This is a genomic window from Streptomyces sp. DSM 106670 (assembly GCF_055792845.1).
This window is the reverse complement of record NZ_CM147704.1, coordinates 5,301,694-5,315,519: the sequence shown is the minus strand read 5'-3', so window position 1 is coordinate 5,315,519 and position 13,826 is coordinate 5,301,694. Positions and strand designations below refer to the sequence as shown.

12 protein-coding genes are annotated in these 13,826 nt (G+C 71.4%); 5 read left to right on the top strand and 7 right to left on the bottom strand.

What is annotated here, in order from left to right; genetic code table 11:
• Positions 1–15: 15 nt before the first annotated feature.
• Both ACSMXR_RS23690 and ACSMXR_RS23685 read right to left on the bottom strand, forming a co-directional pair.
• Positions 16–318, bottom strand: coding sequence for a hypothetical protein (locus ACSMXR_RS23690; protein ID WP_030084645.1), 303 nt, complete (start codon positions 316–318; stop codon positions 16–18).
• Between the two features lie 134 nt (positions 319–452).
• On the bottom strand, positions 453–1,607 hold the full coding sequence (locus ACSMXR_RS23685; RefSeq protein WP_137235674.1) for an adenosine deaminase: 1,155 nt from the start codon (positions 1,605–1,607) through the stop codon (positions 453–455).
• A gap of 187 nt (positions 1,608–1,794) precedes the next feature.
• Between ACSMXR_RS23685 and ACSMXR_RS23680 the strand changes: the two genes are divergently transcribed.
• The gene (locus ACSMXR_RS23680; RefSeq protein ID WP_137235685.1) at positions 1,795–2,472 is read left to right on the top strand and encodes an alpha/beta hydrolase; all 678 of its coding nucleotides are present in this window, start codon (positions 1,795–1,797) and stop codon (positions 2,470–2,472) included.
• A 23-nt stretch (positions 2,473–2,495) separates the two neighbouring features.
• On the opposite strand, the gene ACSMXR_RS23675 is transcribed toward ACSMXR_RS23680, so the two are convergent.
• Positions 2,496–3,245, bottom strand: a complete 750-nt coding sequence (locus ACSMXR_RS23675) for a hypothetical protein (RefSeq protein WP_473169863.1) — start codon at positions 3,243–3,245, stop codon at positions 2,496–2,498.
• Positions 3,246–3,272: 27 nt separating this feature from the next.
• Entirely contained in the window at positions 3,273–4,226 is a 954-nt protein-coding gene (locus ACSMXR_RS23670) for a LysR family transcriptional regulator (protein ID WP_137235672.1), read from the bottom strand.
• A gap of 62 nt (positions 4,227–4,288) precedes the next feature.
• On the opposite strand from ACSMXR_RS23670, the gene ACSMXR_RS23665 reads away from it, so the two are divergent.
• The 3 genes from ACSMXR_RS23665 (at position 4,289) to ACSMXR_RS23655 (ending at position 7,668) form a co-directional block, all read left to right on the top strand.
• Positions 4,289–5,599, top strand: a complete 1,311-nt coding sequence (locus ACSMXR_RS23665) for an MFS transporter (protein ID WP_218524993.1) — start codon at positions 4,289–4,291, stop codon at positions 5,597–5,599.
• 135 nt (positions 5,600–5,734) lie between these two features.
• A complete protein-coding gene (locus ACSMXR_RS23660; protein ID WP_030084635.1) occupies positions 5,735–6,451 on the top strand; it encodes a L,D-transpeptidase family protein in 717 nt (238 codons plus the stop codon).
• A 191-nt stretch (positions 6,452–6,642) separates the two neighbouring features.
• On the top strand, positions 6,643–7,668 hold the full coding sequence (locus ACSMXR_RS23655) for a sigma-70 family RNA polymerase sigma factor (protein ID WP_364889374.1): 1,026 nt from the start codon (positions 6,643–6,645) through the stop codon (positions 7,666–7,668).
• 98 nt (positions 7,669–7,766) lie between these two features.
• Here ACSMXR_RS23655 and ACSMXR_RS23650 read toward each other — a convergent pair whose 3' ends face one another.
• Positions 7,767–8,141, bottom strand: coding sequence for an STAS domain-containing protein (locus ACSMXR_RS23650; protein WP_473169862.1), 375 nt, complete (start codon positions 8,139–8,141; stop codon positions 7,767–7,769).
• Between the two features lie 200 nt (positions 8,142–8,341).
• Here ACSMXR_RS23650 and ACSMXR_RS23645 point away from each other — a divergent pair, with 200 nt between their 5' ends.
• Positions 8,342–11,680: a S8 family peptidase gene (locus tag ACSMXR_RS23645; RefSeq protein WP_473169861.1), complete on the top strand. Its 3,339-nt coding sequence runs from the start codon at positions 8,342–8,344 to the stop codon at positions 11,678–11,680.
• Positions 11,681–11,761: 81 nt separating this feature from the next.
• Here ACSMXR_RS23645 and ACSMXR_RS23640 read toward each other — a convergent pair whose 3' ends face one another.
• Both ACSMXR_RS23640 and ACSMXR_RS23635 read right to left on the bottom strand, forming a co-directional pair.
• Positions 11,762–12,352, bottom strand: a complete 591-nt coding sequence (locus ACSMXR_RS23640; RefSeq protein WP_473169860.1) for a Uma2 family endonuclease — start codon at positions 12,350–12,352, stop codon at positions 11,762–11,764.
• A gap of 97 nt (positions 12,353–12,449) precedes the next feature.
• A complete protein-coding gene (locus tag ACSMXR_RS23635) occupies positions 12,450–13,727 on the bottom strand; it encodes a thymidine phosphorylase (protein WP_473169859.1) in 1,278 nt (425 codons plus the stop codon).
• Positions 13,728–13,826: the final 99 nt, after the last annotated feature.

Genomic DNA, 13,826 nt, shown 5'->3' with positions numbered 1-13,826 from the left:
GTGGTTTCAGCCGGTTCAGCCGCCGAGCGGGATCCCGTTGGCGGAGAGGCCCTGGGTGGGCAGGCCGCCGAGCAGGCCGGTGACCGGGGCGGCCGCGTCGGTGGCGTCGCCGCCGAGGACCTTGCCGACGGTGTCCTGGACCGGCGCGTTCTGGGCAGCCTTGGCGACGGTGTCGAGCGCCATCGTCGAGACGGGGAGCGCCCCGGCCGCGGTGTCCAGCGGCAGCGAGGGGGCGGCGGAGGCGCTGCCGGCGGCGGCAGCGGCGAAAGCGGCACCGAGAGCGGCGACACCGAGAGTCTTGGCAGCAGACTTCTTCATGGAGAATTCATCCTTGGGGAAGGGGATGTGAGCGGCTCTGCAAGCTAGCCATCCCGCAGCCCCCTCCGCAAACATCGCGACACGCGGAAAAGGGCCGGGATTTCGCCTCCCGGCCCTTTCAGCTGGTGCGTTCATCAGCCTCCGGAGACCGCAGAACCACTGGTCACAGCGGTCTGACGGAAAAGCCACTCCGACTTCAGCTCGGCGTATCCGGGCTTGACGACGTCATTGATCATCGCGAGACGTTCGTCGAAAGGAATGAATGCTGATTTCATCGCATTGACGGTGAACCACTGCATGTCGTCGAGCGTGTATCCGAAGGCCTCGGTCAGCCGCTCGAATTCTCCGCTCATGCTCGTCCCGCTCATCAGCCGGTTGTCCGTGTTCACGGTGATCCGGAAGTGCAGCTTGCGCAGCAGCCCGATGGGGTGCTCGGCGTACGAGGTGGCGGCGCCGGTCTGCAGATTGGAGGTCGGGCACATCTCCAGCGGGACGCGCTTGTCGCGTACGTAGGAGGCGAGACGGCCGAGGGTGACCGAGCCGTCATCGGCGACCTCGATGTCGTCGATGATCCGCACGCCGTGGCCGAGCCGGTCGGCGCCGCACCACTGGAGGGCCTGCCAGATGGACGGCAGGCCGAACGCCTCGCCCGCGTGGATCGTGAAGTGGTTGTTCTCGCGCTTGAGGTACTCGAACGCGTCGAGGTGGCGGGTGGGCGGGAACCCGGCCTCGGCGCCCGCGATGTCGAAGCCGACGACGCCCTGGTCGCGGTAGCTGTTGGCCAGTTCGGCGATCTCCAGGGCGCGGGCGGCGTGCCGCATCGCGGTGAGGAGGGCGCCGACGCGGATGCGGTGGCCGTTGGCCCGGGCGATGCGCTCGCCCTCGCGGAAGCCCTCGTTGACGGCCTCGACGACCTCTTCGAGGGTCAGGCCGCCTTCCAGGTGCTGCTCGGGGGCGTAACGGATCTCGGCGTAGACGACACCGTCCTCGGCGAGGTCCTCGGCGCACTCGGCGGCCACCCGGAACAGCGCGTCACGGGTCTGCATGACGGCGCAGGTGTGGGCGAAGGTCTCCAGGTAGCGCTCCAGCGAACCGGAGTCGGCGGCCTCGCGGAACCAGATGCCGAGCTTGTCGGCCTCGGTCTCGGGGAGGGAGTCGTAACCCTGCGCGCGGGCCAGCTCGACGATGGTGCCCGGCCGCAGGCCGCCGTCGAGGTGGTCGTGGAGCAGCACCTTGGGGGCGCGCCGGATCTGGTCGGAATCAGGGACATTCGGGGTCTGGCTCGTCATCTTGGCACTCTAGCGCCTACGCGCGTAGAGCGCCTCGTGTCGATGCGTAACAGTGACCGCGAAGTCGGGTGGAGTACACCTCACCTTCTGACACTGTTCTGTCATGGCACAGCGCGCACTTCCCCTGCCCGAAGCCAGGCTGGGACGGGCCGTACAGACGGCCGGAGCAACGGACGAGGTCAGCGGCGTGGTTCTGCTGCTCCCGGACGGCGAGGCCGCCTCACGCCGCCGCCCCTCCACCCTGTCGTACGCGGTACAGCTGCCGTTCGCCCGTTCGCTGGCCCGGGCCGGGGTGGGCGACGGGCTCGCGGTGCATGTGCTGCGCTACCGCTGGCGCGGCTGGAACGCGGACGACGCGCACCCCGCCGAGGACGCCGCGTGGGCCGCCGACGAGGTCCAGCGGCGGTACGGCGATGTGCCCGTCTGCCTGGTCGGGCACGGGATGGGCGGGCGGGCGGCGCTGCGGGCCGCCGGGCACGGCGCGGTCACCTCGGTGCTGGCGATGGCGCCGTGGCTGCCGGAGCGGACGGCGGACGGAGCGGAACCGGTGAAGCAGCTGATGGGGCGGCGGGTGCTGATCGTGCACGGCACCAACGACGAACGCACCGACCCGGAGCTGTCCTACCGGCTGGCCGAGCGGGCGAAGAAGGCCAACCGGGACACCTGCCGCTTCGAAGTGCACTCCGACGGGCACGCGTTGCGCCAGCACCGCTCCGAAGTGGTGGCGCTGGCCGCCGACTTCGTGCGCGGCTCGCTCTTCGCCCGGTCCTACGCCCGCCCGGTCGCGGACGCGCTCGCCGCACCGCCGCCGCTGGGGCTGCGGATGCCGCTGGCCGCCGGGTTCGGGCGGTCGCTGCGGCACTGAGGGGGACGACGGATCGGGGCGGGTCAGGCCGTCCGCCGCCGCGCCAGGCCCCGGAGCAGCAGCGCCGCGGCCGTCCACGCGGCCGCGCAGCCGGCGGCGGCGACCAGCAGGACGAGCCAGAGGGTGTCCGTGGCGGTGGCGGCGGTGGCGGCGATGCCGGCCGCCAGCAGGGTCGCCGCCATCACCACGACGACCTGTGCCGTCGGGGTGTCCGTGGCGCGGGTGGCGCGGCGGCGGTGCAGCCACCCCGCGCCCCGCAGGAAGACGCTGCCGACGATCAGCAGGGCGAGCCCCACGGCCAGTCGGACGGTCGCGTCGCGGCCCGGCTCGTCGGTCGTGTCCTGGCGCAGCTCCCCCGCTTCCACCGCCCACACCACGTCGCGCCAGGACAGCACGGTGACCCGGTCCCCGGGCGCCAGCTTCTCCCAGACGGGTCCGTGGCCCCGCATCCGTATCCTGAACGGCGGTTCCTCGGCCTCGCCGTCGAGCGTGACCCAGTTGGTGACGGCCTTGTTCGACCGGCCGGTCCCGGTGGAGACGACGGTGGCGGGCCACTCGGAGAGGCAGTCGCCGCTCTCGGGCGCGGAGACCTCCGAGCACGGGCGCGCGGCCCGGAAGTCGGCGGCCTCGGAGAGCGCCCCGGGCAGCAGCGCGAACAGGACGGCGGCGGCGAGCACCAGCACCGAGCCGACGACGGACGCGAAGACGACGCCCTTCAGGCTCGGGAGCCCGGCGGGCCGCTGCTCGGGCCAAGGAGCGGGAGACTGATTCACCGGCCCATTCTCGCTCGCCCGTTCCCCTCAGTCCGGCAGCAGGTTCCCCCGGCGCGAGAGCAGGAAGCGCTTGAAGGCGGCGACGGGCGGGGTGTCGGGGTGTCCGTCCAGCCAGGCGACGCCGATCTCGCGGGCCGCGCGCGGGGCGGTGACCGTCAGTTCGACGACTCCGGGGCGGGCGACCGCGGGCGGCGGCAGCAGGGCCACCCCGAGCCCGGCGGCGACCAGTCCGCGCAGGGTCTCCGCCTCCTCGCCCTCGAAGGCGACCTTGGGGGTGAAGCCCGCCTCGGCGCAGAGGTCGTCGGTGATCCGACGCAGCCCGTAACCGGGCTCCAGCGTCACGAACGTCTCGTCGGCGGCCTCCGCGAGGCGGATCCGGCGGCGGGAGGCGAGGCGGTGGTCGTCGGGGACCACCAGGCGCAGCCGCTGTTCGTCGAGGCGGCGGGCGACCAGATCGGGGGCGTCGGGCACGGGTGAGGTGAGGCAGAGGTCGAGGCCGCCCGCGCGCAGCCGTTCGATCATCGCCTCGCCGTAGTTCTGCACGAGCTGGAAGCGGACCCTCGGGTGGTCGACCCGGAAGGCGCGGATCAGGGCGGGCACGGTCTCCGAGCCCATGGTGTGCAGAAAGCCGAAGGAGACCCGGCCCGCCGTCGGGTCGGCGTCCGCCCGGACCGAGTCGGCGGCCTTCTCCACCTCGGCCAGGGCCCGTTCCGCCGAGCCGAGGAAGGTGCGGCCCGCGGGGGTGAGCGAGACGGTGCGGCCCTTGCGGGCGAACAGGGCGACGCCCAGGTCCGTTTCGAGCCGGACCATGGCGCGCGAGAGCGTGGACTGCGGAACGCCGAGCTCGTGTGCGGCGCGGGTCACATGCTCGTGGCGGGCGACCGCCTCGAAGTACGCGAGGCGGGGCGCGAGCACGGCCCGGATGTCTTCTTCGTAACTGCTCGGTGACAGCCGAGGCCCTGAGCTGCGTTCATGCACCATGGGATCGATTATGGCAGTTTCATGCATTGGACGCATGAAACGTCTCGCTCTACTTTCGACGTATGCCTCCCGCCAGTACCGGGGCATCCACCATCGCCGTGGATGCCTCTGCCCCGTCGTCCCCCGTCACCACCACCGCCGCGCCCGACGCCGCCACCCATGAGCGTCTGGAGCCCGGCCGCCCCGGCTACCGCCGGATGAGCTTCGCCCTCTTCGCCGCCGGTGTCGCGGCCTTCGCCCTCCTCTACTCCACCCAGGCGCTGCTGCCCGCCGTCTCCGCGTCGTTCGACGCGACCGCCGGGCAGGCGAGCTGGACGGTGTCGGCGGCGACCGGGGCGCTGGCCCTGTTCGTGCTGCCGCTGAGCGCGCTCTCGGAGCGGTTCGGGCGGCGGCAGATGATGACGGCCTCGCTGACCATCGCGGTACTGGTCGGGCTGCTGGTGCCGTTCGCCCCGTCGATGGGCGCGCTGATCGCGCTGCGCGCCGTCCAGGGTGCGGCGCTCGCCGGGCTGCCGGCCTCCGCGATGGCGTATCTGGCGGAGGAGGTCCGGCCCAAGGCGCTGATCGCCGCGATCGGGCTGTTCGTCGCGGGCAACAGCATCGGCGGTATGAGCGGCCGCATCCTCACCGGCTGGGTCGCCCAGGCCTGGGGCTGGCGCGCCGCGCTCGCGGCGGTCGGGCTGCTCGCGCTGGCGTGCGCCGTCGTGTTCCACTTCCTGATCCCGAAGGCGAAGAACTTCCGCCCCGGTTCGCTGAACCCGAAGGCGCTCGCGAAGACCGTCGCCGGTCATCTGGCCGATCCGCTGCTGGTGCGGCTGTACGCGATCGGCGCGCTGTTCATGACGGTGTTCGGCGCGGTCTACACGGTGATCGGCTACCGGCTGGTCGAGGAGCCGTTCAGCCTGCCGCAGGGCGTCATCGGGTCGATCTTCCTCGTCTATCTGGTCGGTACGGTCTCCTCCGCCGCCGCCGGACGTCTGGTGGCCCGGCTCGGCCGCCGGGGCGCGCTCTATCTGGCGGTCTCCACGACCGCCGCCGGGCTGCTGCTGTCGCTCGCGGACCAGCTGGCCGCCGTGCTGCTGGGCCTGGTGCTGATCACGGCCGGATTCTTCGCCGGGCACGCGGTCGCCTCGTCCTCGGTGAGCCGGACGGCCACGACGGGCCGGGCGCAGGCCTCGGCGCTCTACCAGTCGGCGTACTACCTGGGCTCCAGCGCGGGCGGCACGCTGGGCGCGGTCGCCTTCCACGCGGGCGGCTGGACGGCGACGGTGGCGCTCGGCCTGCTCGCGGTCCTCGGCGTCGTCTCGATCACCCTGTACGGGACCCGGGTGGCGCGTGCGGAGCGGCGGGCGCTCGTCCCGGCCACCCGCTGAACCGCTGCCCTCCTGCCCCGCTCCGCCGGCCGCTGAAGCACAACCGAGACATTCCGGCGCGCAACCACGGCTCCCCTTCGCACGTCTACCAGGCGTAACCAACAACGCACTGTGGGCGAAGGGGAGTTGGCGCGCATGGGAGTCACGGCGAAGATACCCGGAAGACGGTTGCGGCGTGGGGTGGCACTGTCCGTCGCCGGACTGGTGGCCGCCCCGGCCCTGGTCCTGGGCACCGGCACCGCCGCCCACGCGGCGTCCTGCACCAAGTCGGTGGGACCGCACCAGAAGCAGGTCGAGAAGTTCCTGAAGCGGCCCGTGGACGGCAAGCAGTCGACGGCCGACTGCAAGGCGACCCAGAAGTTCCAGAAGAAGCACGGGATCACCCCGACCATCGGCTACGCCGGTCCGCTGACCTGGCGCACGATGAACACGATGCTCGCCCAGAAGGCGGCCGGGAAGAACCCCAACAAGGCGAAGAAGTGCCCCACCAACAAGGGACGCATCGCCTGTGTCGACCTGACCCGGCAACTGAGCTGGATCCAGGACGGCAAGAAGCTGAAGTACGGGCCGGTGCCGGTGCGGACCGGCCGGGACGGCGCGGAGACCCGGACCGGCGCCAAGAAGATCTACTGGCGCAACATCAAGCACTGGTCGACCATCTACAAGGTCTGGATGCCGCACTCCCAGTTCTTCGACGGCGGCCAGGCGTTCCACTCGGTCACCAAGTCCATGTACAACCCGCCGGGCTCCGGTGGCTGCGTCAACATGCGCCCCGCCGACGCGAAGGCATACTGGAAACTGCTGAAGAACGGCGACGACGTGTACGTGTACGGGCGCAAGCCCGGGACCTGAGCGAGGCGCTGAGCGCATCCCGAGGGGTGCCGGACGGATACTCCCGAGGGGTGCCGGACGTTCGTGGCCGGAGCCACGGCGTCCGGTACCCCTTGTCCTCTTTACGCCCCGGCTGTCAGTGGCCTGCGGTAGCTTCCGACGTACCGGGTGACGGATGCCACAGCGCGGCTGCGCGCGACAGGGGTGGAGCGATGAGCGACCTGACCACGACGACGGACGCGGGAGCGGCGGCGGGCGCCGAGGGCGGCGATGCCGGGATCGACAGCCGTCTGGAGGGGCACCGGGTCGAGCTGACCGGCTACTGCTACCGGATGCTCGGCTCCGCTTTCGAGGCCGAGGACGCGGTGCAGGACACCCTCGTCCGCGCCTGGCGCAACTTCGACAAGTTCGAGGGCCGTTCCTCGCTGCGTTCCTGGCTCTACCGGATCGCCACCAACGTCTGCCTGGACATGCTGAACGCGGGCAACAAGCGGGCCCGCCCGGTCGATCTGACCGGCCCGACCCCGCTCGCCCAGGCCGCGCTGAGCCCCCGCCCGGAGAACGTCTGGCTGGAGCCGATGCCCGACGGCCGGATCCTGCCGTCGCTCCAGGACCCGGCGGAGGCGGCCGTGGCGCGCGAGTCGGTGCGCCTGGCGTTCGTCGCCGCCCTCCAGCATCTGCCGCCCAAGCAGCGGGCCGTGCTGATCCTGCGCGAGGTCCTCGCCTGGAAGGCCGCCGAGGTCGCCGAGCTACTGGAGACCTCCGTCGCCTCGGTCAACAGCGCGCTCCAGCGGGCCCGCGCCACGCTGACCGAGACGGAGAGCCGGCCGGGCGACGCGGCGGACCCGCTGGACGAGGAGCAGCAGAAGCTCCTGGAGCGCTATGTGAAGGCGTTCGAGGGCTATGACATGGCCGCCCTGACCGCGCTGCTCCACGAGGACGCGGTGATGACGATGCCGCCGTTCGACCTGTGGCTCCGGGGCACCGGCGACATCACGGGCTTCATGACCACCATCGGCGCGGCCTGCGCCGGCTCCAAGCTGGTGCCCGTCTCGGCCAACGGCTCCCCCGCCTTCGCGCACTACAAGCCCGCCGAGGACGGATCCGGGTTCGTGCCGTGGGCGGTCCAGGTCATCGACGTCCAGGACGGGGCGATCACCGGGATGCACTGCTTCCTGGACGTCCCGCGCTGGTTCCCGCTGTTCGGCCTGCCGGACCGGCTGCCGGCGGACGCGTAACAGCCTTCGGCGGTACATAAGTACGTACGCCCGTCCGTACGGGTCCGGCAGCCGCCGGGCCCGTACGTCGGCGCGCGCCCGGCGCCGTTCCTCCGTCGTCAGCGCGCGTCCGGCACCCGCTCCGCCGGGTCCTCCTCCAGGGTCACCACATCGGCCAGCCCCACCAGGTCCAGCAGTGACCGGAGTTCGGGCGGTACGCGGCGCAGCCGCAGGGTGCGGCCGGACCGGCGGGCGACGAGGCCCAGCCGGGCCACCGCCTCCACGAGGGTCAGATCGGGCCGGACCACTGCGCCCACATCGCAGTCCACCGCCGCGCCCGGGGCGAGCGCGGCCCCGCGAGGACCCGCCAGGGCGCGCTCCAGTTCGGCGCAGAGGTCGGGTACGACGGCGCGGCTGACCCGGCCGGTCACGGTCAGGGCGATCGGATTCTCGGCATCCACACCAGGCAGACCGGAGCGGCGGGCGAAATTCATCGGAGCCCCGTGCGTGACCCCGGCCACGGAGGGGCTGTTTCGCGTCAACTCCGGAAGACCTGTGCTCCTTCTGTGAACCAATCCCCCCAACTTTCCCTCTAGTTCGGTGAACCGACGGCCGCAGCCGTCATTCCTGCGTCTCTGCGGACCGGCGGGTTGAGGAACCATCGAGTTCTCCAGGGGGAGAGTTGCGCAGACACGTGAGGAACGCGTGCATACCGGCGGTCGCCGCGGCGGTGGCCGTGGCGCTGGCGGCGGGCATGACCCAGACCGCCGTCGCCCAGCCGGATCCGAAGGGGGCGTCCGGCACCCGGGCCAAGGACCGGGAGTCGCGTCAGCTGACGCTCGTCACCGGTGACCGGGTCACCGTCGACGCCCAGGGCAAGCCGGTCGCCTTCCGGCCCGCGAAGGGCCGGGAGAACATCCCGGTCCAGCGGATGAGCACCAAGGGCCACACCCTCGTCGTCCCGGCCGACGCCCACCGGCTGATCGTCTCCGGCAAGCTCGACCGCCGGCTGTTCGACGTCACCGAGCTGAGCCGTCCGGAGAACCTCCGGGCCCAGAAGGACGGCCTGAAGCTGATCGTCGGCTACCGGGGCAAGCAGGCCGCCGCCGCGAAGGCGCAGGTCCGCGACGCGGGCGGTACCGAGGTGGGCCGGAGCCTCACCTCGCTGAACGCCGAGTCGGTGACCACGCCGACCGCCGACGCGCCGGACATCTGGAAGGCCCTCACCGACCGGGGCACGGACGGCGAGCGGGTCACCACCGCGGCCGGCATCGACCGGGTCTGGCTGGACGGGGTGCGCCGGGCGAGCCTCGACAAGAGCGTCGCGCAGATCGGCGTTCCGGCGGCCTGGAAGGCCGGGTTCACCGGGAAGGGCGTGAAGATCGCGGTCCTGGACACCGGGACGGACACCACCCACCCCGACCTCAAGGGCCAGGTCCTGGCGGAGAAGAACTTCAGCGCCGCCAAGGACACCAAGGACCGGGTCGGCCACGGTACGCACGTCGCGTCGATCGCGGCGGGCACCGGCGCCAAGTCGGGCGGGAAGTTCAAGGGCGTGGCCCCGGACGCCAAACTGCTCGCGGGCAAGGTGCTCGACGACGACGGGTACGGCGACGACTCCGGCATCCTGGCCGGAATGGAGTGGGCGGTCGCCCAGGGCGCCGACATCGTCAACCTGAGCCTCGGCGGGTCCGACACCCCGGAGGTGGACCCGCTGGAGGCGGCGGTCGACAAGCTGTCGGCCGAGAAGGGCGTGCTGTTCGCCATCGCCGCGGGCAACGAGGGCGACGGCGCGGGCACCGTCGGCTCGCCCGGCAGCGCGGACGCCGCGCTGACCGTGGGCGCGGTCGACGACAAGGACCAGTTGGCGGAGTTCTCCAGCCGGGGCCCGCGGATCGGTGACGGTGCGATCAAGCCGGATGTGACGGCTCCCGGCGTGGACACCACGGCGGCCATCCCGCCCGGCTCGCTGATCGCCCGGGAGGTGGGCGAGAAGCCCGCCGGTTACGCCACCATCTCGGGTACGTCGATGGCCACCCCGCATGTCGCGGGCGCGGCCGCCCTGCTCAAGCAGCAGCACCCCGACTGGACGTACACCGAGCTGAAGGGCGCGCTGACCGCGTCGACGAAGCCCGGTGCGTACAACCCGTTCCAGCAGGGTTCCGGCCGGATCGCGGTGGACCGGGCGATCGCCCAGACCGTGATCGCCGAACCGGTCTCGGTGAGCTTCGGGGTGCAGCAGTGGCCGCACGCCGACGACAAGCCGGTCACCGAGAAGGTCACGTACCGCAACCTCGGCACGAGCGACGTCACCCTCGATCTGAAGGCGACGGGCACCAACCCGAAGGGCAAGCCCGCTCCGGCCGGCTTCTTCACGCTCGGCGCGGACAAGGTCACCGTTCCGGCGGGCGGCACGGCGGAGGTCACGCTGACCGCCGACACCCGGCTCGGCGGCACCGTCGACGGCACGTACTCCGCCTACCTGGTGGCCACCGGCGGCGGGCAGACCGTGCGCACGGCCGCCGCGGTCGAGCGCGAGGTGGAGAGCTACGACGTCTCCATCAAGCACCTCGGGCGGGACGGCCGCCCGGCCGTCTACGTGGACAGCACGCTCTTCCGCTTCGGCGCGGAGTCCGGCAACCCGTTCCTGAGCCCGCAGGTCGTCGACGGCACGGCGAAGATCCGGGTGCCCAAGGGCACGTACGTGGCCAACTCCACGGTGTACAAGGACCCGGACGACGTCACCAAGGGCGCCGACTGGATCGCGCAGCCCAAGGTCGCGGTCACCAAGAACACCTCGCTGACGTTCGACGCCCGCAAGGCGAAGCCGGTGAAGGTCACGCTGCCGGACGCCAAGGCGAAGGCTGAGCTGTTCTCCCCGGACTACGTGGTGGAGGCGGCGGACGACGCGGTCTCCTTCGGCTGGCTGATGGACTCGCCGGCCGGTATCCGTACGCTCCACGTCGGCCCGAAGATCACCGACGGTTCGCTCGCCCAGCACTGGTCGGGCACCTGGAGCAAGGGCGCGTCGACCGAGTACGACATCGCGGTCGGCGGCACGGTCAAGCAGCTCGCCACCGGCTTCGACCGGAAGTTCACCGCAGCGCAGCTGGCCAAGGTGAAGATCGCCATGGGCTCGGCCGCGCCGAAGAAGAAGGGCTCGATCACCGCCTTCCCCTTCCTGCCCACGCAGGGCGGGAGCTGGGCCACCTCGATCGACCAGAAGCTGCCCGGCACCCGCACGCTGTACGTCTCCACCGCGGACAAGGTGGCCTGGAGCTTCGACTTCGACCAGCAGGGCCCGCTCGACGCGGACGGCTGGCCGACGTACGAGGCCAACTACCAGGTCGGCAAGGAGGCCGCGTACAAGGCGGGCAAGACGTACACGAAGTCCGTGAACACCGGGGTGTTCGGCCCGCTGGTCGACAAGAACTACGGCGTCGTCCGTGAGGGCAACGAGATCACCGGCTCCCTCCCGCTGCTGGCCGACGGTCAGGGCAACGCGGGCGGGATGGTGTTCACCTCGGCCAAGACCGTCCTCTACCGCAACGGCAAGAAGCTCGGCCAGAACACCGACCCGGTGACCGGCTACGAGTTCTTCAAGGTCCCGGCGGGCGCGGCCGACTACAAGCTGACGACCACGGTCAAGCACAGCGCGAAGGTCAACCCGCTCTCCACCCGGGTGGACGCGGCGTGGACGTTCCGCTCGAAGAAGACCGCGTTCACGATGCTCCCCGTCTCCACCGTCCGGTTCACCCCGGCCGTGGGCGCCGACGGCCGGGTCAAGGCGGGCAAGACCGTCTCGGTACCGGTGAAGGTGCACGGCGCGGCCGCGGGCAAGAACCTGAAGTCGCTGAAGACGTACGTCAGTTACAACGGCGGCAAGACCTGGAAGAAGGTCACGGTCAAGAAGGGCAAGATCACCGTCAAGAACCCGGCCAAGGGCAAGGCGATCTCCTTCTCCGCCAAGGTCACCGACAAGAAGGGCAACACCTCGTCGGTGAAGATCTACGGCGCGTACCTGGGCAAGTGACGGGCACTCGCGGGTAGTTCACCCCACGCATGACGGCGGCCCGCCGCACGGAGAGCATCCGTACGGCGGGCCGTCCGCGTGTCAGCTGATAGGGAAGACGCCGGTGTCCAGGACCAGCCCGAACGGCTCGGGGAGGGTCAGCTCACGCCCGTACTCGACCGTCTCCAGCACTCGGTACGTACCGCCCTCCGGCTCTCCGTAGAGCGTCGCGGTCGGGCGGCCGGAGTGCCAGGGGTCGAGGAGCAGGAACAGCTCCACTCCGGCCTTGGCATAGCCGTTGACCTTGCTGACGCGGTCGTGGTTGGCGTTGGCTCGGGAGGTGATCTCCACGACGAGGCGGGCTTCTTCGGCGGGGACGGTGTTGCCCGGCCCGGTGGCGGAGGCGCGGTCCACGACGACGAGGTCGGGAATGTAGATCCCGCCCCGCCCCGGGAGGGAGAGGCCGAGGGTCTGGTAGATCTCCCAGTCCTCGGGGATCACCGTGTAGAGCCTGCGCTGCAGCAGCGCAGCGGTGGTGTTGTGGTCCTTGGACGGCGGCGGCGACACGGTGACGATCTCCTCGATGATCTCCACCTTGCAGCCCTCGGGCGCGTCCGTCTCCTCCCAGATCCGGACGAGGTCGTCCCAGTCCTGGCCAGGGCCCGGCGCGGGGTCGACGGTGAGTGCGCTCATGGCGGTCTCCTCTATCGGTACGTCACCGAGTCCAGCATGCCGAACGGGACCGGCGGCAGTCCACCGGTCCCGTTCACCCGTACGAGGAAACCGCAGGTCAGGCGATACGTTCCCGCACCACCGGCAGCGGTGCGAACGACGTGCCGGCCGGGGCGATGTCGTACGCGTCGGGCAGTGCCTTGAGGGCGTAGTCGAACTTCTCCGGGGTGTCCGTGTGCAGCGTCATCAGGGGCTGGCCCTCGGTGACGGTGTCGCCGGGCTTGGCGTGCAGTTCGACGCCTGCGGCGGCCTGCACCGGGTCCTCCTTGCGGGCGCGGCCCGCGCCGAGGCGCCAGGCGGCGACGCCGACGTCGTAGGCGTCCAGGCGGGTCAGGACGCCGGAGGAGCGGGCCGTCACCACGTGCTGCTCGCGGGCGGTCGGGAGGGTGGCGTCCGGGTCGCCGCCCTGGGCGGAGATCATGCGGCGCCAGACGTCCATCGCGGAGCCGTCGGCGAGCGCCTTCTCGGGGTCGGCGTCCTTGAGGCCCGCCGCGTCCAGCATCTCGCGGGCGAGGGCGAGGGTCAGGTCGATCACGTCCTGCGGGCCGCCGCCGGCCAGCACCTCGACCGACTCGCGGACCTCCAGGGCGTTGCCCGCGGTGAGGCCGAGCGGGGTGGACATGTCGGTGAGCAGGGCGACCGTGCGCACCCCGCTGTCGGTGCCGAGCGCGACCATGGTGGAGGCCAGTTCGCGGGCGTCCTCGATGGTCTTCATGAAGGCGCCGGAGCCGACCTTGACGTCCAGGACGAGCGCTCCGGTGCCCTCGGCGATCTTCTTGGACATGATCGAGCTGGCGATCAGCGGGATCGCCTCGACGGTGCCGGTGACATCGCGCAGCGCGTACAGCTTCTTGTCGGCGGGCGCGAGACCGTCACCGGCGGCGCAGATGACCGCGCCGGTGGTGTCGAGGACGTTCAGCATCTCGGCGTTGGACAGGTGGGCCCGCCAGCCGGGGATGGACTCCAGCTTGTCCAGGGTGCCGCCGGTGTGGCCGAGGCCCCGGCCGCTGAGCTGCGGCACGGCAGCGCCGCAGGCGGCGACCAGCGGGGCGAGCGGCAGGGTGATCTTGTCGCCGACGCCGCCGGTGGAGTGCTTGTCGGTGGTGGGGCGGGAGAGCGCGTCGAAGTTCATCCGCTCGCCGGACGCGATCATCGCGGCGGTCCAGCGGGCGATCTCGGTGCGGTTCATCCCGTTGAGCAGGATCGCCATGGCGAGGGCGGACATCTGCTCGTCGGCGACCTCGCCGCGGGTGTACGCGTCGATGACCCAGTCGATCTGCTCGGGGGTCAGCTCGCCTCGGTCCCGCTTGGTGCGGATGACGGAGATGGCGTCCATGGGAGTCCTTCCGGCCGGGTGCGTACGCAAGAGTCCTCGTTGACTCTACGCGCATAGAGAGAGGGAAGAGCGGTGGCCCTTCCGGGAAGGGAAGGGCCA

Bases quoted from the DNA above. Each gene is read 5' to 3' on its own strand.
- ACSMXR_RS23690 (WP_030084645.1), bottom strand. From the start codon at position 318: ATGAAGAAGTCTGCTGCCAAGACTCTCGGTGTCGCCGCTCTCGGTGCC.
- ACSMXR_RS23685 (WP_137235674.1), bottom strand. From the start codon at position 1,607: ATGACGAGCCAGACCCCGAATGTCCCTGATTCCGACCAGATCCGGCGC.
- ACSMXR_RS23670 (WP_137235672.1), bottom strand. From the start codon at position 4,226: ATGGTGCATGAACGCAGCTCAGGGCCTCGGCTGTCACCGAGCAGTTAC.
- ACSMXR_RS23665 (WP_218524993.1), top strand. From the start codon at position 4,289: ATGCCTCCCGCCAGTACCGGGGCATCCACCATCGCCGTGGATGCCTCT.
- ACSMXR_RS23660 (WP_030084635.1), top strand. From the start codon at position 5,735: ATGGGAGTCACGGCGAAGATACCCGGAAGACGGTTGCGGCGTGGGGTG.
- ACSMXR_RS23655 (WP_364889374.1), top strand. From the start codon at position 6,643: ATGAGCGACCTGACCACGACGACGGACGCGGGAGCGGCGGCGGGCGCC.
- ACSMXR_RS23650 (WP_473169862.1), bottom strand. From the start codon at position 8,141: ATGAATTTCGCCCGCCGCTCCGGTCTGCCTGGTGTGGATGCCGAGAAT.
- ACSMXR_RS23640 (WP_473169860.1), bottom strand. From the start codon at position 12,352: ATGAGCGCACTCACCGTCGACCCCGCGCCGGGCCCTGGCCAGGACTGG.
- ACSMXR_RS23635 (WP_473169859.1), bottom strand. From the start codon at position 13,727: ATGGACGCCATCTCCGTCATCCGCACCAAGCGGGACCGAGGCGAGCTG.